Below are 23,326 nucleotides of genomic sequence, written 5' to 3' on the forward strand. Positions count from 1 at the left end.
CTATCCCAAATATTTTATTCTGACTATCAATTTCAATTCAGTGTCACAATTAAATTTGTCAGAAGGTTTAAACACTGCCGAGTTCGTCAATTCCACGATTGGCCAATTGATCCGCGGTTTCATTTTCTGGATGTCCGCTATGCCCCTTAACCCATTTCCAGGTAACCTGATGCCGCTCGTTTTGCGCATCGAGTAATTTCCATAGATCGACATTTTTTACGGGCTTTTTAGCAGAATTTTTCCATCCTCTTGTCTTCCAACCACTCATCCACTCTGTAATGCCTTTACGCACATATTGAGAATCAGTTGTCAGCACAACAACACTCGGTTTTTTTATTGCCTCCAACGCTCTGATTGCCGCCGTCAATTCCATTCGGTTGTTGGTTGTTTCTTGCTCTCCACCATAAATCTCTTTTTGATGAGAACCTGCTCGCAGAAGTGCCCCCCAACCACCGGGTCCAGGGTTACCCCGACAAGCACCATCGGTAAAAACTTCGATTTTACTCAAGCCTCAATTCTCTTAAAGTCGAATTCAAAAACCTATTATGCCAATAATCAGTCACAGCGTCGCGCCTTTTTTAATATCGACACTCGCCACAAATTGGCGGCATACTAATATAAAGAGAATATTAATCGGAGCAGTCACAGTCTATTGATACTAAATGTTATCAGACGCTGGGTAAGCTAACTGTTTTTCAGATGGTTAAACCAATTTTCGACCTGAGATTTGACACTGGGTTCTGCCAACCTCGGTGGCACGAGTTGTTTATTTCTTCTCCAGCTTGGTCTGATGGGTGTTAGTGTAGATACTTTTTTCCTGGCAATGATGACGTAATAGCTGCAAAAAAATTCACAGACGTAATAACCTAACTTCTTCACCCAGGAATAAAAATGGCTATTTTGCAACTTGTCGTTCGTCAAACTGATATTAATCTGCGCTTCTGCTTCAAAGCCCAGCAGGCTAAACCAATCAGCAATTCGACTGCGGCTAATATCACGAATGGGGGTTTTCGGCTTTTGTCGCCACTGTTGGAAACGAAAGTTGACCCCCTGCCAGCTAAATGGATTGCGACCCACAATAATGGCAACCCCTTCAGGAATTAAAATACGCTCAACCTCACGCAAAACCTGGTGAGGGTGTGTGCTATTTTGTAAAACATTGGGTAAAACCGCGAGATCAATCGTATCTGCTGCAATAGGCAGTTCTGTATATAGGCATTGTAACGTGACTTTCTCTTTTTGAACTTTCGGTGACTTAGCGCCAGATTCAGCAACAATGACCTGATGCTTGATGACAAGTTCCTCACCACAAAGCGATTTTGCGAGTGGCGAATAAAGCAATGCGTGATAGCCGAAGATCTGCGCCAGGTGTGGCGCCAGCTTTTCTGCAATCAATTGATGCCGATTACTACCTAATTCTTCATTTTTCAAGCTCACCGTTTTTTCCTGAAGACTGTTACTCATTTAGCCAAATTTAAAGAGAATCAATAAAGCGGTCCTCTATTATGTTGATAAGCCAGTTACCGGGATATTGATCCAAAATTAAAATCCATGTTAAATGATAATATCTGACAGAGCATAGCTCGATAAGACGATTCTATAGATCGGCCTGTTTGAGCGAGTAAAATTTGTTATTTGGTAACTCATTACTTAATATTCTACCTATTAGTTACCCTGCAAAGTCAATATTACAAAGAACATTGATTAAGTCGTTATGACTAATAACTTACCCATTTATTAAATATAGATCAGGTCCTCAATGATAGCCATCACTCCTATTCCCGCTTTTAATGACAACTACTTATGGCTGCTAGACAACGGCGTCGACGCAATTGTAGTGGATCCGGGTGACGCAGCGCCTGTTGATGCCTATTTAAAGAGTAATAACCTCAACCTGGCCGCCATATTAATCACTCATCACCACGGCGATCATATCGGCGGTGTGCCTCGATTAAAACAGATGTATGGTTGTCGAACTTATGGGCCGAGTAACGATTCAGTTAATGGTTTAGATTATCGACTTGATCAGGGAGATTCGATAACAATTGAAGAACTCGGCTTATCTTTTCAGGTTATCGATGTTCCGGGACATACGCGTGGCCACATCGCTTATTTTATGCCTGAGAGCAGTCTTTGCACTAACGGCTTGTTTTGTGGCGATACATTGTTCTCTGGCGGTTGTGGACGCCTGTTTGAGGGTACTCCGCAGCAAATGTGGCAATCTATGCAGAAAATTCTCTCGTTACCGGAAAATACCAAGATTTACCCTGCCCACGAATATACCCTGTCTAATTTAAAGTTCGCGAGTGAGGTCGAGCCTCAAAATCAACATTTAACTCACTATATAGAGAAAGTTAAGGCGCTACGTGAATTAAACCAGCCTAGTTTGCCAAGCGAATTGTCAGTAGAGAAACAGGTTAATCCATTTCTTCGAATCAGAGAGCCAAGTGTGATTTCGAGTGCGATGCATCGGGTTAGTCGCGACACCTTAAGCGAACCAGAAGTATTCGCAGTCATTCGGCAATGGAAAGACAGTTTTTAGCCAAATTTTAACCAGGATTTGACATAACAGCTCAATAAAAATAACATTTGCTTCCAATAGACTAATTTGATCTAAAATCCAAAGATCCCTATAACCTGGTAAGCTAGATTATTTTCAATTAAGAATGAATCCAGGCTTCTATTAGACTTCATTTTTGGGCAACCATTTTTTTGGACAACCGATACCGTAAGTTTAAATCCAGATCAGATCAACAGACCCTAGAACAGTTTTGGTTATACAACCTTAACGCTAATAAGGAAAACCCATTGAAATTAAAGTTATTGCTGTTACTCCCAGTCGTCACACTTATCGGATGCAAAACCCTTATCACCGGCAGTTCTGACCCCGCTCTTAATCTGGTCTCAAACAATCAATCGGCTGCGGCACAACTGGCCATGCAAAAACAGCGTCAGCTCGAAGAAGAAAAAACTTTGCTCAGTGCAAAGTGTGACTCGGAAATAACTGAAATTGACCCAACCTCATTCGATGATACCTGGGACAGAATAGCGCAGCAGCTCACCTTCGAAATCCCTGACAATCGACGTGTCAGAGCGCAAAAAAGCTGGTATTTAAAGCATCCAGAGTATATGAAGAGGGTCACCAAGCGTGCCGCGCCTTATCTTCACTATATTGTCGAAGAAATAGAAAAAAGCGACCTACCACTTGAAATGGCCTTATTGCCCATTGTTGAAAGTGCTTTTGATCCTTTTGCCTACTCACACGGTCGAGCTTCGGGTATGTGGCAATTTATTCCAGGAACCGGTCGAAATTTCGGACTAAAACAAAACTGGTGGTATGACGGTCGCAGAGATGTCTACCTGTCCACAAAAGCCGCGATTCGTTTTTTAAGCTATCTTAATAAACGATTTGATGGTGACTGGTTGCATGCATTAGCTGCCTATAATTCTGGAGAAGGCAATGTTAGAAAAGCTATCAGACGCAATAAGAAAAGCGGCAAACCTACCAATTTCTGGGCGCTAAAACTACCAAAAGAAACTAAAGCATATGTGCCTAAACTATTAGCATTGGCTGATATTCTTGCCAACAGAAAACCTGACGATGAACAGTGGACGCGTGTTGCCAATCTCCCCTATTTTGATCGCGTAAAAACGGAATCACAAATAGACCTCAGTCTGGCTGCTGCTATGGCGGAAATATCAATGACCGATCTATATCAACTCAATCCTGCCTTTAATCAATGGGCGACAGCGCCAAAAGGCCCTCATTATTTATTATTTCCCATTAATAAAGTCGATACTTTTAAGCGAAATTTAGCGACAATTCCAAAAGAGCAGCGTATTTCCTATAAAAAATACCAGATTAAACCTGGTGACAGCCTGATAAGCATTGCCAAAAAATTCGGTACTACCGTCGCGCTTCTCAGGGACAATAACAATATCCGCAAAAACACAATTCGTGCCGGAAAAAGCCTGCTAATTCCTGTGGCTTCAGAAGCACGAGACAAATACCATCAAAGTGCAAGTCAGCGTTTACTAGCTCGACAAAGTAGGCAACGCAAAGGGAACAAGCTTACTGTCAAGGTAAAACGCGGTGACTCTATGTGGGATTTGTCTCGTAAGTACAAAGTCAATATCCGTAGTCTTGCGAAGTGGAATAATATGGCGCCGACTGACCCATTAAAAATCGGGCAAAAATTGGTTGTCTGGACTAAACAACCAGTTAAGGTCGCGGGGTTGTCTGCAGGAACCAATAAAACCAAGAAAATATACTATAAAGTTCGCCGAGGAGATTCACTTGCGAGAATCGCTGACAAATTTAATGTGAATTTGAATAGCGTAAAAAAATGGAACAAGAAAATGGGTAAAAAGAAATACTTGCAGCCAGGCGATTCGTTAACACTTTACGTTGATATTACGCGGCAATATTAGCTAATTGGCAGAATAACTCGTTCTGGTAAGACAACTAGCGAAGCAGCCATGACTTGAGTGATTCGATTTGAATCACTCAATGTATCTTATCTCCCCCTAACTCTAACCGCAACAGACCTCTTTCCACTAAACTCCGACTGAATACTCCATATAAATATCCGCTCGCGAATAATGAGATTGCTGAAACGGTGCTTCTTGCTCAATAAACCCCATTTTTCGATATAAATTCAACGCGGGTAATAGTTTTCTGCTTGATTCTAGATAAAGGGTCGAATAATCGGTCGCCAGGTACTGATCAATGGCCGCTTTAGTCAGCTTTTCACCGATACCAAAGCCTTGATACTGTTCATCCACTGACATTTTGGATAACTCCAATCTACTTTTATCAGCAACGATAAGCGCAGCTGTACCGATGATTTTTCCTTCAAGCCGAGCTAACAAAACGAAGCCACCGGGCTCAATGATATTGGATTCTGGATTAGACAAAATTTCGTGGTCAATCGCTTCCAGATAAAAGTATTTATCCAACCAGTGGCGATTTAGTCGGTAAAAATCGTCCTGATACTGAGGTTCATAATGAATCACTTCTACCTGTTTGCGCCTTTGCTGTTTCTCAACCAGTTCAACTCGTTCGACTAAAGATCGCTTAGCTAGCTCTCGCTCCAGTACTGCAATATTATCGATAAGGTTGTGACCAGCTACTTCTAAAATACGCTCCATGACGATTTTCAAGCTATCCCAAAGTGGCTGAAGCCTGTCCACCAGCTCGTAACCCTGAGGCGTTAGTGCCAGCATTCGTCTTCTTTCATCTCGACTATCTACTTCGTGATACAACCACCCGCTTTTTTCCAATTTTTTACTCATTTGGCTAATAGATGGATGGGTTTGCCCAAGTAAATCAGCAAGTTGGGTGACAGGAAGATTGCCATTAACAGAGAGCAACTGAAGAATTGGGAAGGCACGTGCCTGCAGATCAACCCCCTTTTGTTTGTATAGTTCATCAGTCTGGCGAAACATCAAATCGCTCAACCGCTTTAATCTTGACCCCAAGGTTAGTACACCAAAATCTTCTAATCTTTGCATTGGTACCTCTTTTCTCCAATCAAATATCTCTATACAAGATAATATTAGGTAGCGACTTACGTAAATGCAAATTTTAGTTGAAATTTATTTAGTTTGTGATTTATTTGCCGGTATTATTTCCCCTAAGTTCAGATCATTTAAGTTGATAGAGAAATAACTTCGCCTGGCAAACAAATAGTTGGAAAGCTTCAAGCTGTTCCTGGCTGATTGGCGGCCCATTTAGACCATTATCTGCATAAATACATCCAATGGCCTTATTTTCAACAATTAGTGGCCCCCAGACGGCCTGCTGACAGCCGGTGCGCTTGGTAATTGCTCTAAGTGTCGCCCCTTGAGGTCTTAACTGGTTTTGTTGAATAATATTTCGGTTTGTCATCACTTTGCGGTGAATTTCAGGTATATCGTGGTAGCAACTAAAGTTAAAGTTCTCTTTTGTCTGGCTACCTCGTTTCTCAATTGCATGTTTTGCGACTATTCGACTTTTATCTCGATTTAATAAAGCCACTAACGCACAGCTGAAACTAGCTCCCCGATGAATCCCTTCGAGTAAGTGCTGCAAAATGACATTGATATCAACAGACTCCTGGGACAAAACAGAGAGTTCCTGAATCACATCCAACTGAAGGATTTTATCTACTTCTATTTTGATTGGAGCGGCACTCTGCACTTCAACGCTTTTTCGTGGTTGTTTTACATCCAGCTTAATACCAAACTGAGTCAAGCTTTTCTGCGTGTCTTCTGTAGCTTGAACGAGTTTATCGGTAACAATTTCCGGTGACTTTCCGGTATAGCGAGTTATCGATTTCAGATGAACTGAAATCGCGCGATTCAAGCCAGTCAGTTCACAGCTTGACGCAAAACTACTCCCTAACAGAATACTTCTCGTTGGGCTATTTTCCGCATATTTGCCTTCTAGCATTTCTCCGATCATCGGCGCTATATTCCAGGCATCACACAACCCCAAAGTTAAATCGTTAAAATAACAACCGATAATATCTTTTTCCTGACCGCCAGATAACGGGTAAGAATCTCTTAGTTTCTGCGACAAGGAGTTAGCCGGTTCGATCGCGGAATAAACTGCAATTTCCCCTAAGCTCAGTAACAGAGCTGAAATAAAAATCTCTTCAGTACTTTTCAAACCTTGCATCTGCGCAATTTCTTTCGCCTGAATCGCCGCGTGAAAAGAGCGGGCTACCAAGGCTTGCAGGTTATTTGAACTTCCCTGCTTCAAAAACTGTTCCATCAACAGGCAGCTCGCGCAGACTTCTCTGATGGCTTTGTGACCTAACACCATGATTGATCTGCTAACGGTTCTGATCGAACGTCCATAGGTATTAAATTGGGCACTATTCGCGAGCTTTAAAACAGAAGCAGTTAAATTAGGATCTTTTAATATAGTTCGTGCTAGCTCAGAGGAATGTGAACTGCTGTAATCTTCGACACTGGAAAGCGCCTGAATACTGGAACTAAAGCTTGGAATTGAGGTATGTTTTAATAGCTTTAACCATGCTTCTTTGTTTTCTGGAAAATCACTCATTGGTTATCGGCTTAATTCATCGTAATACTAAGTATAGACGACAAGTCAAAGTGAGGATCAGTAGTGATAAATACGCCAAAATATTTAGCTCTAGCAGGTAACGAACAACTTGGAAAAATCAACGAACAATGTGCGGATAGAGATTCTCCACAGCCAATGGAGAACCTTTTCCTGACATGCCTAAACTAATTGGACTAATCTAATTCAGGCCTGTTTTATCTGATATGAATTAGTTACGGAATAAAACCTGTTCGCGTTGAAACCACCAGTTACATAAAGCGAGCAGCAAGCCAGCAATAAGCGTTGTGGATGCAAAAATAACAAATAACATATCCATATCTATCGTGCCCTTAAATATTTCTTTAATCGCTAACGACACATTAGTAATTGGAACAGAGGCCCAGACCCAATCAAGCTTAACGCCAGGTAAAATCGATAGAATTAGTGGTAAAAACACAACTATCATAATTGGTGACATGTAGTTCTGCGCTTCTTTAAAAGTTCTAGCGTAAATTGAAACACTTAAAAGAGCAGATGCAAAAATGGCGGCTACCGGTACCAACATGCTAAACATCAGAAATACATCTGTTATCGAAACCGTCGAAAGAGTTTCCAATACTTCTCCCGCACTTTTACTAGCCTCGGCCCCCATACTGTTAACAAACATTGGACCGAAAATTGTCGTTACCAAAGCGAAACTTATTAAGCTTAGAAAAACAGATAGAAATGAAGTCGTAAATATTACTGCAAACTTCGCAAATACTAATTGAAACCTTGGGACGGGCGTTAGTAACAAAGTTTCTAATGTCCCTCTTTCTTTCTCTCCAACTCCGAGATCAATGGCGGGATACATAGCACCAGATAAACCAACCAATATTAAAATATATGGTAGCAGGGCACCGAACTTTTCTCCTAAAGATTCTCTCTTGTCAGCTGTTGACTTCCTCACTAATTTTATTGGCTTCGAGAAGGCTTCACCTTGCTCCTGTGTTAACCCAATACTTTTATATCTTTTGTTAAGTTCCGCTACCTTGAGAGAATCAATCGCGTCGTTAACTCGCTTATAAATCAACGCGCTGGTGGCTGCGGAATCATTATAGCGAAACTCTATTTCACCGGATAAGCCATCATCAATATCTTTTCGAATATTCTCAGAGATAACCAAAGCGAACCTGATTTCACTATCGTTAATAAGTTCATTGACACTTTCACTTTTGTCCACATCTACCAAGCTGAACTTCAAACTTTCGTTATTCGTCAAAACTTCTTTTAATTCCGGAAAATAGTCGCCTCCAACAATGGCAAACTTCAAAGTTTCTACATTGGCTTTTTGGGCAATTTTTACCGACAATGTTGTAAACCCTAGTAAAATTATAGGCATAATCAAAGTCGGTAAAAGAATAGTAAATATCAGCGTTTTCTTATCGCGAGTTAACTCTAACAGTTCTTTAAAATAGACTTTTAACATCTTAAGCCACCTCCTTTTCATCAACCAGCTTTACAAACACATCATATAAATTACCAGTACCACTAACCCTTCTAAAATCATCTAGAGTGCCATTAAATTGGGTTGTTCCTTCGTTGATCAAAACAACTCTGTCACATAGCTTCTCAACTTCATGCAAATGATGTGTGGAGAAAACAACAGGAACGTCACTACCTTTATACGACTCAATAAAATCCAGGATAGTTTTCGCCGAAATGACGTCAAGACCGGTAGTCGGCTCATCAAGAACAATTACTTCAGGTTGATGAATAACTGTTCGAGCAATATTGGCTCTTTGTTTCATACCCGTTGATAGTGAGTCGGCTTTCTTATCAGCAAAACTGTGAATGTCCAACAGGTCAAATACTTTTTTGATTTCAGTTTCCAGCAAATCTTCGTTCATACCATGTAAACGACCAAAATATTGCACGTTTTCTCTAACGGTCAAACGGTGGTATAAGCTGGTTGTTCCAGACAAAAATCCAATGCGTTTACGCATTGCTAAGGGGTCAGCGACGACGTCATCACCATTTATGACTATCTGCCCGGAAGTCGGCTGAAGTGCAGTAGATAACATTCTTAGACTAGTTGTTTTGCCAGCGCCATTAGGCCCTAATAGCCCCAAAACCTCACCTGACTCACAACTAAAACTCACATCGACAACGGCATTAAACCAATGCCCTTGTTCTCGTCTGTCTAACATTTCCTTACTCTTTTTCTTATTTTCCTTGATTGTCTTGTTATCAAGACGAAATCGTTTCATTAAGTTTTTTACTTCGAGCATTAAGAATTTTCCCTTTTAGTAAATTGACTGAAAACTCATCGAGAATTTGGTTTGCTTTGAGGATAGTCGTTTATTTAGCAGATTTATTACATTTATTGTGAAATTCTTTTTTGAGTAGCTGTTTTTTAATTAAATAAACAATAAAACGGAATATTTTTTCAATTCGAACGATTATCGATGTAATAAATTCCCAATTCATCTGACTCATTATCCAAAGTAACTCAATTTAATTTTTATAGGAAATAGAAAATGACTAAATCTCCCTATGACGTCTCAGAGGAAAACCTGGCCTCAGAATCACCTAAAAGTTTAACCATTTTCACCAATATTTTTGCAGCTCCTCAAAAAGCTTACGAAGATTTGAAATATGCATACCCGGTTGCCTTCCCATTGTTAACAATAGTTTTACTTAACATGGCATTAATTATAGCGCTCTACGCAACTATCGATTACGAATGGTTTGTAGATCACATGGTAGAAATGCAAGCTGGCGACGTGACCAAAGCAGAGCAAGACCAAATGCGTCAAGGTATGGAAATGATGTCACCGAGCATGATGGGCGGATTTGGTGCCGTCATGGCCGGCCTGGGGATTGCTGCGATTTACTGCATTCAAGCCCTCTATTTTGTTATTGTCTCAGGAATTACTAATGATGGCTTTCAATTTAAGCAATGGCTCTCTTTCGTTTCGTGGAGTTCACTACCATCACTTTTAGGAACCTTGGCTTCGGCTGTAGTCGTATTCACTTCGACCGATGGTCAGCTCTCCCCCGAATCTTTGAACCCGTTAAGTTTAAACGAGTTGTTCTTCGGTATGAATGCAATTGAAGGAATGGGGAATATATTGGCTACAACCGATATTACCATGTTCTGGAGCATCGCTCTGTTGACCATTGGATATTCGAAATGGACAGGGAAAGACACAATAAAGTCGTTCATGATAGTGATTTTACCTTTTGTGCTTTATTACGGGATTCGACTTTTATTCATTTAGCTTAATTAAAAATGAGTTAATTAATTAGGTTCTAAAGCGATTCAATAGAGAGATTTAGGAAAGCAAGTATGAAAAAAGCATTAGTCTTTACTTTAATGGCTGCATTAGTTGTCGGTATACCTTTAACCAAAAAATACTTTAAAAGTGAAACATTGAAAGAAGTAGAAATAGAGCAGGTAACCATGCAAACCATCAAGGCGTCGATACTTGCATCGGGCCAATTAAAGCACGAAGAAGAAGTGAAACTTTCCGCCGAGGTAATCGGAAAGGTCAGCAAACTTTATGTTGAGGAAGGCCAAAAAGTTTCAAAAGGACAATTAGTTTTAAAAATCGATGATCAAACTTACGTTGCCGCTGTTGAACAGCAACAAGCGGCAGTAGATCAACAACGTGTCGCTATCGAACGCCAAAAAATGGTCGTAGAAAATTTAGCAAGACAATGGAAACGTAAAACAAAATTGTTTGAACAAAAACTGCTGGACACAGATGCATACGATGCGATAACTCATCAATATAGTGTTGCTAAAATCGATTTAAAAGCCGGCTATGAGCAATTAAAACAAGTTGAAGCAAGATTAGAGCAATCCAAAGATCAGCTCTCAAAAACTAAAGTTGTATCCCCTATCGATGGAACTATCACTTCCCTGGATATCAAAGAAGGTGAAACCGCGATTTCAGGTACAACGAATATTGTTGGTTCTTCTCTGATGACCATCGCCGATCCTCAAAGTATGTTAGCGGAAATTAACGTTGATGAAGCCGATATTGCTAATATCAATGTTGGACAAAAAGCGGAAATTATCGCGATCGCATTTTCTGATACGCCTCTTTCAGGAACAGTTGAGTCAATTGCTTCAAGCGCTAAAGTTTCACGGGGAAGTCAGAGTTTAAGCTTTGCGGTAAAGCTCAAACTAGGAGAAAACGCTGACATTAGTTTACGTCCAGGTATGAGCTGTCGTGCGGAAGTTTTTACTCGTGGAGAACAGAACATGCTAGCTGTTCCGGTCAAAGCCATTCAAACCGAAGAAGACAATGATAAAGATTTAGTTGAAAACTTTGTGTTTGTGCTTAGTGACGGAGTCGCAAAGAAAACACAAATAAAGGCAGGCATTTCTGATGATTCTTTTCAACAAATCCTCGAAGGGCTAGACAAAGGCGTGTCGATAATTACGGGCCCGGATAAAATTGTTCGCCACTTAAAAGATGGTGACAAAGTAGCGATAGCTGACAATGAAGCATAAGAATTTAACACCAGTTCTGATTGGAAAATCAATTCGAGTATTACCGCAATGAGTTTAATTCAGCTTAACAACATCTGTAAATTCTACAGCATGGGTGATCAAACCGTGAAAGCGCTCGATCATATTAATCTGACCATCAAACAAAATGACTACGTCGCGTTTATCGGTTCTTCAGGCTCAGGTAAGTCGACCATGATGAATATTTTGGGATGCCTGGATCAGCCAACTGAAGGAGAATATTTACTCAATGATAAAAATGTTTCGCTGTTAAGTCAGAACGAGTTAGCCGATATTCGTAACCAGGAAATAGGCTTTATTTTTCAAAGCTTCAATTTACTTCCTCGAGCAGATGCCCTTCACAATGTTATGCTGCCACTAGTTTATAAGGGAGTTTCTCTCGAAAAAAGAAAAAAGCTCGCAACGCAAGCACTTGAAAAAGTCAATTTATCTGACCGCATGGACCATATTCCCAGTCAGTTATCCGGCGGGCAAAGGCAAAGAGTCGCAATCGCACGCGCGCTGGTAACTAGTCCATCAATTTTGCTAGCCGATGAACCAACGGGAAATCTAGACTCGCAAACAACTCGCGATATCATGCAACTCTTCGACGAACTTCACCAAGAAGGTCAAACAATCATCATGGTTACCCACGAAGACGAGATCGCAGAACACTGCCATCGAGTGATTCGCCTTAGTGATGGTCAAATCATTGAAGACTACGTCAATGAAAAGGAGGTAGCTCTTGTTTAGTTTAATTGAAAGTTTCCGCAGCGCTATCCTCTCGGTTAAAGCCCACGGATTCAGAAGCTTCCTCACAACCTTAGGAATTATCATTGGTGTGAGTTCAACAATTGCAGTTGTCTCAGTGATTCAAGGACTAAGCCATTCGATCAATCAACAGTTTGAGGGGTTTGGCTCTAACTCTATTTCCATTCGTTCTTTCACTCCGAGAGAAGAAAGAATGAAAGGTAAAATCGCGAGAATTTCAGCAAACGATGTCGAAATGATTCGCCGACATTCTGAAGGTGTAGAATTTATCACACCGACCTTGAGCTCGACAATCGGCGGAACGAGCCCGGTTAAATACAAAGGAAACCAGGCTTTCGCGCAAATAGCTGGAACAACTTATACCTATCAAGATGTTCAAAACATTGACATCAAATATGGTCGATTTTTGTCTTACAGTGATAATCAGACTCGGCGAAAAGTTATCGTGATCGGTGAAAAGCTGCGGGAAGATTTATCCTTGCCGAATAACCCCGTTGGTAGCTTTGTTAATTTTGCAGGAGAATGGTTGAAAGTAATAGGACTGGCGGAGCCTAGGGGATCTTTTTTTGGTTTTAGCCAGGATAACTTCGCTATCTTGCCCTACAACACAATGCGAGGTTTAAATGGAAATCTTTTAGAACCCGATATTTTTGTGCAACTTCAATTAAAAAATGTCGATGACCTTGATCAAATTAAGGCCAAACTGAGAACGATCTTAAGAAAACAGCATCATTTAGAACCAGATGAAGATGACGATTTTAAGATAGAAACCCCAGAGCAGCTAACTTCTGGTATTTCTCAGCTTATCAGTACCATGACCGTCGTTCTCGGTGGAATTGTCAGCATATCTCTCATTGTTGGTGGAATTGGTATTATGAACATCATGCTCGTTTCGGTAACAGAAAGAACTCGTGAAATAGGTATTTGCAAAGCGATTGGGGCTAAAAGGCACCATATATTACTTCAGTTTCTTATTGAAGCGGTGGTTTTATCTCTACTTGGCGGAATTATCGGCATTGTGCTCGGATACGGGCTAGGAATGCTGGCCGCAGCTGCGATTCCTAACTTTCCCGCTGCAAATGTTCCATTATGGGCAGTCGGGATAGCGTTCGGATTTTCAGCTTTTGTCGGAATTCTATTTGGGATATTACCGGCGGCTAAAGCCGCTAATCTAGATCCAATAGACGCTCTAAGATACGAATAGACAACGGCAAATCAGTCATTTGATGCTAAAAACCCGTTTTCGATTAATCCATGAGCAGATTGAATCACTCAGGGCGTTAAAATTATTTTAACTCACCTTATTGTCAGGATAAAAATAATCAAAAGATTCTACGCTCAATGTATGTTGTCAAAATATCTGCAATAACAACAGACAATAGACGGACTGAAGGATTAGAAAGTGCGAGTATTCTTAAGAGATATCGATGCGAGTTAACATAACAAAACCGCAAAGGTAGCTTTAATCCCATTGCTCAGTGGCGATGACTCATGAGACGGTTATCTCAGCTAATGCAGTAGCCAACTCTAAGTCACTATACTAAAAAACAAAATGAACCTATTAGAAGAAGAAAATATCTTTAGCTGGTGAAAGTTTTTTTAACATTCAATTGCTAAAAATTCGTGCAATATCTGAAAATAACTATTAAACCGGATTACAGTATAAATTTCAGAAGCAAAAAAAAACTGGCCAAAGCCAGTTTTTTAGTTTAAAAACAAAATATTAACACTTTTTATGTTTTTTTCTATCCTTAGCAAAACTAGTCCATTGAATCGAACGCTTTCGGTAGTTTTTATACTTAGAAGCTCGGTCAAACACTGCAAAAGCGCTATCACAACGACCCATATTAACTAGTGCAACGCCTTTACCGAAAATAGCTCTACCAGCGTCATCTAAACCACCTTTCTGCAAGGCTTTGTCATACGCAGTAACAGCAGATCCCCAGTTTTCTAAATCACCGTAAAGTTCAGCTTGTCTTAAAAAGCTTTCTCCGTCTTTAGCAATTTCGGCAGTCTTACCATACGCCACAATCGCCTTTTTAAGCTCGTTACTAACGTGATAATTCGTCGCAACAGCTTTCCAGTTCTTCTCTTCAGGCTTAACAACACCTTTCTTCAAACCTTCTTCCATAATTTGAGCGGCTCGATAAGGAATTTGCTCGAAGCTAAATAGCTGAGACATAAATTTATAGTCAGTCTCTGTCTCAAAATTACCTTTCAAATAAAACATCTCCATAATCGCTAGAGACTCTTTTGTTTTATCTAACTGCATGTAAATTTGCGACAATTGACGCCAAAAACTCTTCTCTGTCGGAAAATACTCAACCATTTTCTTCAACATATTGGCAGAACCAATAACGTCTTTAAGTTCCCAATGAAGCGCTAACAACAACTGAAAATAGCTTTTCTTAGGCGCTTTTTCTGTTTGGGTTGCAAAATATGCAGGACAAAGTGCATCTTTTGTTCGGCCAATATCAGGATCTGCATACATAGCTGAGAGTAAATAATAAGCGTTAGCTTTGTCGACATTCGACTTTTTCATCCATTCTTCCATTAATTTAACGCCTTCCTTTTTCTCACCAATGGAATACATCAAACCAGCAACATTTTCTCTGATTTGTTGAACTCTATCGTGGGGCAGATTGTTCTCTCCGAATCTTAGTGCGTTTTTGAAATAAGGAAGAGAATCAAGCTGTTTACCTTGCTGAGCTACAGCGTAGGCAAGCTGGATGTTAACAGTCGCTTTTATATAATCGCTTTTAGCCGATGCAGCCAATTTCTTCAAAATCTCTATCCCTTCAGGATAGTTACCTTCAGCCATTTTCTCCTGGGCTCGAGTAATACGCTTATGCGTTCTTTCGTCGATACCACGGATTGGTGGTTGAGGTGTTTTTAAATTTTTGTTGACGAGCGGCTTACAAACTTTAGTCAGAGACGTGCTGGGAACTTCTGCCGCGTTAACGACAGAAAAACTCGCAGACATCCCTAATAAAGCACCTACTACAATAAATTTTTTCATATCGGATAAACCTTCTATTCGCCCAACTTGAATTCCATGGTATAGCGCATATTTGGTTGCTCAATCGCCTTTCCATCAACTACCTTAGGCTTAAATTTCCATTTGTAGATTGCTTTTCGAGCATCTCTTTCAAATACGCGTTTAGGCTTAGCATCAAGAACCTCGACATCTTTAGGTGTACCATCTGGCGCAACGGTAAACTGGAATCGAACCCAACCCTCTATACCTTCCATTGCAGCTTTACGTGGGTATCTTGGCTCAATTACCACCATAGGAATTGCATCACCATCACCCATACCTTGTGTGCCGGCAACCTGGCCTAAATATGTATCTCCACTTACACCAACTTGTAACTTCGCCATTTTAATATTCATGTTTTGTGGCGTTGGCTTCTGCACTTTAGCAATTTTTTGCTTTTGTGGCGGAGGCGGATTCTTTGGTGGTGGTGGCTTCTTCGGAATTCTTCGATCACGAATCTTTAATTCGTCATCTGGCTCAACCATCGAAATCTGAATAGGCGGTGATTCACTTCTATCTGGTGGCCGAAGCTCGGCTTTAATCAGAAATGCCATCAGGACAAATAGCCCAAAAGTGACACTTCCACCTATTCCTAAACCAATAAATATTCTTTGCATATTAGTTCTCCGCTGCTACTGAGATGTTTTGAACTCCCGCTTTCTTAGCTGCATCAATTACATCAAGAAGAACGCCAGAATTTCCTCGCATATCAGCTTGGATTACCACTGTACTTTCAGGATTCTCTAAAAGCATATTCTCGATAGTGGAACGAACAGAGTCTTTTTCTACTTTGCGCTTTTGCATATAGATCTCGCCCTGCTCAGTAATACCAACAAAAATATTTGCTTTAGGTTTCTTCACCGCAGTGGTCGCTGATGGCTTCAAAATGTCAACACCAGCTTCTTTTACAAAAGAGGTTGTAACAATAAAGAAGATCAGCATGATGAATACGATGTCTAGCATCGGAGTCATATCAATCGCTGCTTCTTCCTCTTTTGGTTTTAAACTCTTTTTAGCCATGAAATGATTCCTTCGCTATTGGTGGGGCATATGATCAGCAAGTTCTTGAGCGTGAACATTTGCTGAATACTCTAATCTGGAGCTGATAAACAGCCCAGACAGTGCCGCGACCATACCGGCCATTGTAGGAATTGTAGCCTGTGTAATCCCCGCAGCCATTAAGCGAGCATTACCAGTACCAGACAAAGCCATAATTTCAAACACGCCCACCATTCCAGTTACTGTGCCTAACAATCCAATCATTGGACAGATTGATACGATTGTCTTAATTACCAATAAACCGGAGTGAAGCTTTTCTTTCATTTGAGAAATCCAAGCTTCTCTTATTCTGTGAGCCTGCCACGACGTGGTGTCTTTTCGAGATTCCCATTTAGCAATCAACAAACGTGATTGTCTAGGGAAGGTATGAGAAAAATACCACAAACGTTCAATGATCATTGTCCACATTACAATTAGCGCTGCTGCGATGAACCATAACACATCTCCACCCGCTTCAAAGAAGCGGATGACTGTATCGTATAGGTCTTCGAAAAATAGCATCTAATTAAGCTCCTGCTTCTTCTTCATGCTGAGCAATTAAACCAGTGCTTTGCTCTTCTAGCGTGTGAATTAAGCCTTTAGAAATGCCCGATACAACACTGTGGGTAAGAATTAGAGGTAATGCCGCAACAATTCCAAGAACAGTTGTAATCAACGCTGAAGAAATACCACCAGCCATGATCTTCGGATCACCTGTACCGTATAGCGTGATGCTTTGGAATGTTTCGATCATACCTGTCACCGTACCAAGTAGTCCCATCAAAGGTGCTACTGCCGCGAATACCTTAATAATTGTGATACCGCGTTCAATTCTTGGTGTTTCTTTTAAGACAGCTTCGTCGAGTTTAAGTTCGAGATTCTCAACATCGTCATCTTTATTAGCAAGGTAAACTGCCATAATACGCCCAAGCGGGTTGTTTCCTGGAGTGCTTGATTTCGCTTGTGCATTCATTTTTCCACGTAGTGAAAGTAGCGTGAATAAACGCTCAAGTACGATTAACAAGCCTATTAATAAAACCACACCAATAGCAGTTCCTACCGGACCAGCGTAGTTTTGTACACGCTCTGGCCAAGATTCCCGCTTCACCTCTTGAGTCAAGATATTTCCACGAGAAGGATCAAGCGCCAGTGCAGCATAGCCGCTAGAGGTACTTAGATAAGGGTCAACCATACCAAGGAAACGTGGAACAGGCTGTCTGTTCAACTGCTTGATATCTTGCTTATCGTAATCAAATACTAAGTATTCGCCGTCTGACACCAAATTAAATACACCAACTCTTGAGATAGTGCGAGGCTCGGAACGACCTTCGGTATTGATGATATCACCGGAGAACTTTACAACTTTTCCTTGCTCAGTCATTTCATTCTGCATTTCAACCCACAGGCTACGAATTTCAGGAATTTGAGGAAATTCTTTCGCTTGGGCCAAGGTCTCCAAAAGTTCATAACGACCAGCGTACTGAGCACTTACAATTGAACGTCTAAAACGCGCTGCAGTATCACCCGCAACTTGACGAACAACACCAACCATTTCACCAAGGGTACCAGCTTTCAAATGAAGCTCATCTTCCATTTCAGAAAGTCGCTTTTCATTGGCTTCGTATTGCGCCTTAAGACGGTTCATACGATCTTCTTCTGCTTTTTTCTCAGCCAGAGCTTGATTTAGTAGGGCTCTTTGGCGATTTCGATCTCTTAAGAAAATAGCTTCTCTTTCTTTATTAACATTGGTTTGGCGAATCTTATTTTGTTTAACAAGTTTCAGAAGTTCATCTAGCGTCTGCGCAGCAGGAGGCTCAACAGCGCCAAGGTTTTTTTGTTCGGCAGCAGAAATATTAACCGCTGCTCCCGCCAAAACGGCAGCGATAAGGATATTCTTTAATTTCATTTTAGTTAGCCCCTTTTGCTGCTGGTACTGGTAATTTGATAAGTTCTGGTGCAGCTTGTTTGTTTGCCATTTTTATCGCGACTTCAATCGATCTGATATATTCGTTATCCAACGCCTCGAATTGACCACTATCGGGATTGTAGTAGCCTGCATTTTGACCATCAAGTGTGAGGTAAACTAGCAAAACACGCCCAAATCGTAAGAAGTCGACTTGTTTTTCTCCAGCGCTAGTCTGAATTTTGTCCTTATACGAATCGATCGATTCACCGTATGAAATTTCGGTTTGATAGGCTTCAAGAATTTTTCGATACTTCTCTGAGTTGGAAATATCAGCTCGGAGCATATTGTTTTTAAGTGCTTCAACCCTGTTTTTACGCTCTTCGGCTTTAAATGGAAGGTCAAGTTGAACGAACTTGTCAAGAGAAGCGATCATTTCGTTCATCAACGGGATAACGCCTCTTTCAGTAGTATCAATCGTATCCATTTGATTTTGAATAGAAAGCATTTCTTTTTCTTGAGAGGCTATGATGTTTTCAAGCGAGTTATTATATATTTTTAAGCTCTCAATAATTCTTAAGGTATTTTTATATTCAGCCGACAATTCGAGAGTTTTTTCAGCAAACCTGTCGACTTTTTGCTGGGACTTGGCTGAAGCAGCAGTGACCTGCTTTTCGATAGCGATAGACTGATCAACCGGGTTTGCAAAAGCACCACCCGCCAAAAATAGAGCTATCATTCCAGAAAATGCAGCTCGTGTTAGACTTATGTTATTGCGATTAAGCATGTGACTTCCTAATTATTTTTAGGGTTGAAAATAAAAACGATATAGCTTTTAACTTATTGATATTACGAATAAATCCGAACCATAGAAGTATTTAGTTATTATCACGGCCCAAATTATTAAAACTCGTACAGTGCGTCTGTAGTAGCCCCAAACGCACGATAACGCCGACTATAAACATAATATTTATGTGAGTCAATCGGTTATCCCTAGCTAAATCATATTTTTCGCTTATTTTTTAGGGTTTTTTAGACTCATTAATAACGCGCTAAATAATTTCAAACGTAGGATAAAAGAAATGGGGTTACCTCCCTGAATATAAATGAATTGGTTATTTCGAATAGCAGAATACTCTTTGAAAAATAAATAGGTGGAGCCTAATTTTATTACTATCAATTAAATAAAAATTAAACTAAAAATTCAGTCAGTGCTTTAAACACAATAAAAGCGAGCCTCAACTGGTCGCACCAGTAAACTAAAAGATAAACAACATCGAAGAATTATATTGTCATTTTCTAAGTTAGAACTAAATATTTTTTTATTCAAAAAATTAAACGAAATTCAATCTTTTTCGAAAACTAGTCTAGTCGATAAACTGATTTTTTGCGATTAAATCAACAATAAATTAGGTTGTGCTTTTTTCTCTAAAGATCTTGTCCAACCTTTTAAAATTTGTCACTTAACTTGCGTCGTTGACATGAGGCAATTGGCTAAAGTCTGATGTTGACTTTGCCCTGGCAATTGAAGATCTGATTTCCCAGAAAAACTGGTGAGAGTCATACTGTAGATATTGAGAATTAATATTTGCCATTCCGTCGGGATCATCAAAAACAATCTCTCCTTTCGCATAGTTAATCAGTTTTTCGGAGTTTCGAATTCCTCTAGAATTATTTGCATGAAAATAAGCTTCAAAATCATGCGAAAGTTTTGTCGAAATCGGGTAAGTAATAAACTCATCGGGCATTGCTAGTTCATTAACGAGTAACACCGTATCGAATGCACTATCTCTCAAGATGCCATATTTGCTTTCGCAAAACTTCGCGATTTCATCGTAAAAAAAACGCCATCCTCCAGGCATTATTTTGTCAACTTCAAAATACTTTAGCGCAAATGTAATTCTCGGAAAGCGCGTGGTATTACTTTCTACTACCTCGGCCAGCGAACTTAAAAAGTCAATCGCTTTGATATTATGATCCCACTGCAAGAAACGAAGTACGTAGCGCAATAAAGAGTAGCCATCGGCAATAGTATAAATGCGATAGAATGTTTTCATAAATTGCAAATCGCTTTTCGAATAACTATAGGTTGAAACCAAAAAGTCATCTTTATCAATTTCTATTTGATATTTTTGCATATATTCTGGATCTGCCATCGGACTATTCGGTAACAATTGTGTGGGATAAGCCTTTACTGAAACATCTCTTTCAAAATACCGCTGCAGATCGTTTTTAAATGCATCCACGGTTATCCCTGGCAAACCTAACATCAAATCAGTCGAAAGAGGTAACTTTAACTCAGAAAATATTTGGCTGAGTTCGTCATACTTTTCTGTTTTGATATTTTTTCTCTTGATAACTTCTAATGTCTTCACATCAGTCGTTTGAATAGAAATTACTCCCTGGCTAATAATTCCACCTTTAGTAAATATCTTAATTATTTCAGCCAATCGCCAAGTGGTATTCTTTGTATAGTTAACGACAACCTCTTGTGGGAATTGGTATTGTCCTTTCATTTTTACAATGAACTCTGACAACTCAATATCTCGATCGTACAATCCAAAATTTGCATCAGCAATCCAAAGAACTCTCACATTGTTTCGCGCAATCCACTCTATTTCTTGTTTCACTCTTTCCAAGTCGAACTTGCGTATTTTTTGATTGGTTGCTGAGCCCCAGTCGCAAAAAGTACATTTAAAAGGGCATCCTCGATTCGACTCAATAATAGCTGCATCAACGTTACCACCGTACAAATCAAAATATCCTTTGTTGTAAGGAGAAGGAATTGAGTCTGGTTCTTTCAACCGATTCCGAGCCTCGGTTCTATAAACTTGATTATTTTCCGCTTTATAATTTCGATAGGTAATTCCTGTAACATTTTTTAAATTTTCTGCGCCATAAGATATCGCTCCACTTTTATTTTTAAATAAGCACTCCAATACTTCATTAATTGTTACCTCCCCCTCTCCATGAACTGCGATATCAACCGACTTGTTTTTAATAAAAAACTCAGCACATTTTTTCTCGTAGTTAGGTGTGCTAGGACCGCCATGAATTGTCAAATTACCATTCATGTGCTGTTTTACAATTTCAGATATTTTTAGATTCGTTTCGAGCGACCACATATAGTTCGAAAAAAGCCAAACTCCATTTCCAAATTTTCTGTATGGACCATTAAGGAATTTATCTGGTGAAAGATAGGTGATAGGAACCAAACAATATTTATCTAAAAGAGCGCCATTTTTATATTCGCTAATTGCACTAAAAATCATTCCTAATGCTAATGGGTAGTGGTTCTCCATATGCGGAACAAAATAAATTGGAATTTTGCCATTGAGTTCCAACTCTTCCCAAGAAGTGACATCGGTGCTGTTAGAATAGTTAACCCGATTTCGATTGGCTGTCGGCATTGGGCTTGATTGATCATTTTGTATTGCTGTCTCGTTTTTTTCGACTAGTAACAAACCAAACGCTATCATTGAAGCGATGCTACTTCTAACTTCTTTTTCTTCAGCTGAAAAAAGTCTCTGGCTGATAATATCAGCTACTGTCTTACCGCTAGAAAAAGAAAGTAGTATTAGTGTTTCCTCTAAAGTCAGTACAACAGAATCTCTAAGCAACGAAGACCAAATTTTAAATCCTGAATCACAAATCGTTAAGGAAAAATTCATACCTAATTTCAGGATACTCACATCACTGATATTTAAATTGGTATTATCTGTTTGCAGACTAATACCCAGGGTTTCATTTTTTTGATACTTCGATGGATGCTCTAGTAAAAGTTTACTTTGAATAAAGTGGCTAATACGTTGATAAATTTGCTCTAAAGGAATATTTGAACCAAGCCCTTTTACTAACTCGTTTGTCTGAAAAATTTTTGCTGCAACTTCTGGATGACGGCTCGAAGCAAAAAGAGACAACAGAATTAAATCGGGAATAACGAGAGTGAGAGGATTAAGCTCGCCAGAAAGATCTGCTGCAAAAATTTGTCCATTTTTATGAAGAATCGTGACTTGGGGATTGACTTCAAATTGTTGACTATTCACATCAGTTCCTCAGTAACCAGTTAAATCAATATTTATTCTGGCTTAATAAATTTATAGAAGTTTCCTGCATTATGACTACCAGCTTGCAATATTTCTCCTTGCTGAACCAAATTCAACCCTTTCTCCTGGAAAACAAGGTACCAGTCAGGGTTTTCTTTGATTTTATTTGAAACTCCTAAAACATCTTGAAGGCGCGCGAAAGCAAATATATGTTGTTGATAAATAAACCTGATTTCGTCTTTATGCTTATCTAGCTCGCCTTTGTCGGTTATAATAATTTTCTGCATAAATCCAAGAACACCAGCCAGTAGTTCGCTTTGGCTCTTAGCAAAGTTTTCATTGACTTTTTTAAATGCTTTTTTGATTTTTCTCACCATGTCTCGGTGACTGCTTCTACCTTCAAGATAAGCAGCTAAGGCAGAAAAAACACCGGCTTTTTGCAGCAGACTGTAGTCTTCTTTTTCCTGCTCCATCGTACTTAAAATAGCCGTCGAACTTGCGTGACTAATAAAGACAAAATGCGCGCCCGGCTTTAGAAGTCGGCAGACCTGGATGGCAACCTGCTCCCAATCACAATACTCGATTCCATACTGACTGGTAATAAGATCAAATCTATCAGACTGTAAACTTATATCTTCAACTTTGCACTCGCCGATAAAATTAACTGCTTGTAACAGCTCTTCTAAATGTGAGTATTTCGATAGTATGCTGTTTTTAGAAATCTTTGCAGCATCAACTCCAGTAATATCCATCTGCAACTGATTAGCTTGAGAATACTTTGCCGCAAGCAATGCGATCGCGCCGTTACCGGTACAGAGATCTAAAATGTGGCTCTTTGGAGAAGAAAGTAATGAGAAAGCACTCTTCCAAAGACTTGCGATTTCACCATCGTAGTTTTCCAGGAAATCCTGGGGTAATGATGTTAGGTTTCCTCCTTGCCAATAATTACTCCAATGACTCAAATTCTTATTCATAAATG

The 23,326-nt window shown here is 39.8% G+C and carries 20 protein-coding genes; 6 read left to right on the forward strand and 14 right to left on the reverse strand.

Translation table 11 applies throughout. The annotated features are described in order from the left end of the window. Positions 1–67 precede the first annotated feature (67 nt). Positions 68–508: a ribonuclease HI gene (gene rnhA, locus FLL46_RS16945; protein WP_142932511.1), complete on the reverse strand. Its 441-nt coding sequence runs from the start codon at positions 506–508 to the stop codon at positions 68–70. A 176-nt stretch (positions 509–684) separates the two neighbouring features. Further along, positions 685–1,437: a class I SAM-dependent methyltransferase gene (locus FLL46_RS16950; protein ID WP_168204206.1), complete on the reverse strand. Its 753-nt coding sequence runs from the start codon at positions 1,435–1,437 to the stop codon at positions 685–687. 322 nt (positions 1,438–1,759) lie between these two features. Between FLL46_RS16950 and gloB the strand changes: the two genes are divergently transcribed. Both gloB and FLL46_RS16960 read left to right on the forward strand, forming a co-directional pair. Beyond that, entirely contained in the window at positions 1,760–2,542 is a 783-nt protein-coding gene (gloB, locus tag FLL46_RS16955) for a hydroxyacylglutathione hydrolase (protein ID WP_210418734.1), read from the forward strand. 266 nt (positions 2,543–2,808) lie between these two features. After that, positions 2,809–4,431, forward strand: coding sequence for a LysM peptidoglycan-binding domain-containing protein (locus tag FLL46_RS16960; protein WP_142932513.1), 1,623 nt, complete (start codon positions 2,809–2,811; stop codon positions 4,429–4,431). 126 nt (positions 4,432–4,557) lie between these two features. Here FLL46_RS16960 and FLL46_RS16965 read toward each other — a convergent pair whose 3' ends face one another. From FLL46_RS16965 to FLL46_RS16980, 4 genes are all read right to left on the reverse strand, one after another. After that, entirely contained in the window at positions 4,558–5,514 is a 957-nt protein-coding gene (locus FLL46_RS16965; protein ID WP_142932514.1) for a bifunctional helix-turn-helix transcriptional regulator/GNAT family N-acetyltransferase, read from the reverse strand. A 133-nt stretch (positions 5,515–5,647) separates the two neighbouring features. Further along, on the reverse strand, positions 5,648–7,051 hold the full coding sequence (locus FLL46_RS16970) for an HDOD domain-containing protein (protein WP_142932515.1): 1,404 nt from the start codon (positions 7,049–7,051) through the stop codon (positions 5,648–5,650). 229 nt (positions 7,052–7,280) lie between these two features. Beyond that, the gene (locus FLL46_RS16975) at positions 7,281–8,519 is read right to left on the reverse strand and encodes an ABC transporter permease (protein ID WP_168204207.1); all 1,239 of its coding nucleotides are present in this window, start codon (positions 8,517–8,519) and stop codon (positions 7,281–7,283) included. 1 nt (position 8,520) lies between these two features. After that, complete coding sequence (locus FLL46_RS16980; RefSeq protein ID WP_142932517.1) at positions 8,521–9,321, reverse strand: ABC transporter ATP-binding protein; 801 nt, start codon at positions 9,319–9,321, stop codon at positions 8,521–8,523. A 249-nt stretch (positions 9,322–9,570) separates the two neighbouring features. Between FLL46_RS16980 and FLL46_RS16985 the strand changes: the two genes are divergently transcribed. The 4 genes from FLL46_RS16985 (at position 9,571) to FLL46_RS17000 (ending at position 13,527) form a co-directional block, all read left to right on the forward strand. Further along, a complete protein-coding gene (locus FLL46_RS16985) occupies positions 9,571–10,314 on the forward strand; it encodes a YIP1 family protein (protein ID WP_142932518.1) in 744 nt (247 codons plus the stop codon). 68 nt (positions 10,315–10,382) lie between these two features. Then, entirely contained in the window at positions 10,383–11,555 is a 1,173-nt protein-coding gene (locus tag FLL46_RS16990) for an efflux RND transporter periplasmic adaptor subunit (RefSeq protein WP_142932519.1), read from the forward strand. Positions 11,556–11,603: 48 nt separating this feature from the next. After that, the gene (locus FLL46_RS16995; protein WP_142932520.1) at positions 11,604–12,305 is read left to right on the forward strand and encodes an ABC transporter ATP-binding protein; all 702 of its coding nucleotides are present in this window, start codon (positions 11,604–11,606) and stop codon (positions 12,303–12,305) included. Then, positions 12,298–13,527, forward strand: a complete 1,230-nt coding sequence (locus tag FLL46_RS17000; RefSeq protein ID WP_142932521.1) for an ABC transporter permease — start codon at positions 12,298–12,300, stop codon at positions 13,525–13,527. The genes FLL46_RS16995 and FLL46_RS17000 overlap by 8 nt, the downstream gene beginning before the upstream one ends. A gap of 519 nt (positions 13,528–14,046) precedes the next feature. On the opposite strand, the gene FLL46_RS17005 is transcribed toward FLL46_RS17000, so the two are convergent. The 8 genes from FLL46_RS17005 to FLL46_RS17040 form a co-directional block, all read right to left on the reverse strand. Further along, on the reverse strand, positions 14,047–15,342 hold the full coding sequence (locus FLL46_RS17005) for a tetratricopeptide repeat protein (protein ID WP_142932522.1): 1,296 nt from the start codon (positions 15,340–15,342) through the stop codon (positions 14,047–14,049). 14 nt (positions 15,343–15,356) lie between these two features. Beyond that, a complete protein-coding gene (locus tag FLL46_RS17010; RefSeq protein ID WP_142932523.1) occupies positions 15,357–15,977 on the reverse strand; it encodes an energy transducer TonB in 621 nt (206 codons plus the stop codon). Position 15,978: 1 nt separating this feature from the next. Beyond that, on the reverse strand, positions 15,979–16,380 hold the full coding sequence (locus FLL46_RS17015) for an ExbD/TolR family protein (protein ID WP_142932524.1): 402 nt from the start codon (positions 16,378–16,380) through the stop codon (positions 15,979–15,981). 15 nt (positions 16,381–16,395) lie between these two features. Next, positions 16,396–16,860 carry a MotA/TolQ/ExbB proton channel family protein gene (locus tag FLL46_RS17020; protein ID WP_246119342.1) on the reverse strand — a complete coding sequence of 155 codons (465 nt, stop codon included), beginning with the start codon at positions 16,858–16,860 and terminating at the stop codon, positions 16,396–16,398. A gap of 64 nt (positions 16,861–16,924) precedes the next feature. Further along, positions 16,925–18,304 (reverse strand): MotA/TolQ/ExbB proton channel family protein, encoded by a 1,380-nt coding sequence (locus tag FLL46_RS17025; protein WP_142932526.1) that lies wholly within the window; start codon positions 18,302–18,304, stop codon positions 16,925–16,927. A gap of 1 nt (position 18,305) precedes the next feature. Beyond that, a complete protein-coding gene (locus FLL46_RS17030) occupies positions 18,306–19,088 on the reverse strand; it encodes a DUF3450 domain-containing protein (RefSeq protein WP_142932527.1) in 783 nt (260 codons plus the stop codon). Between the two features lie 676 nt (positions 19,089–19,764). Further along, positions 19,765–22,347, reverse strand: a complete 2,583-nt coding sequence (locus FLL46_RS17035; protein ID WP_142932528.1) for a B12-binding domain-containing radical SAM protein — start codon at positions 22,345–22,347, stop codon at positions 19,765–19,767. Positions 22,348–22,379: 32 nt separating this feature from the next. Then, positions 22,380–23,321 carry a class I SAM-dependent methyltransferase gene (locus FLL46_RS17040; protein WP_142932529.1) on the reverse strand — a complete coding sequence of 314 codons (942 nt, stop codon included), beginning with the start codon at positions 23,319–23,321 and terminating at the stop codon, positions 22,380–22,382. Positions 23,322–23,326: the final 5 nt, after the last annotated feature.

The sequence above is a fragment of the Aliikangiella coralliicola genome, from assembly GCF_007004725.1.
Lineage (GTDB): Bacteria > Pseudomonadota > Gammaproteobacteria > Enterobacterales > Kangiellaceae > Aliikangiella > Aliikangiella coralliicola.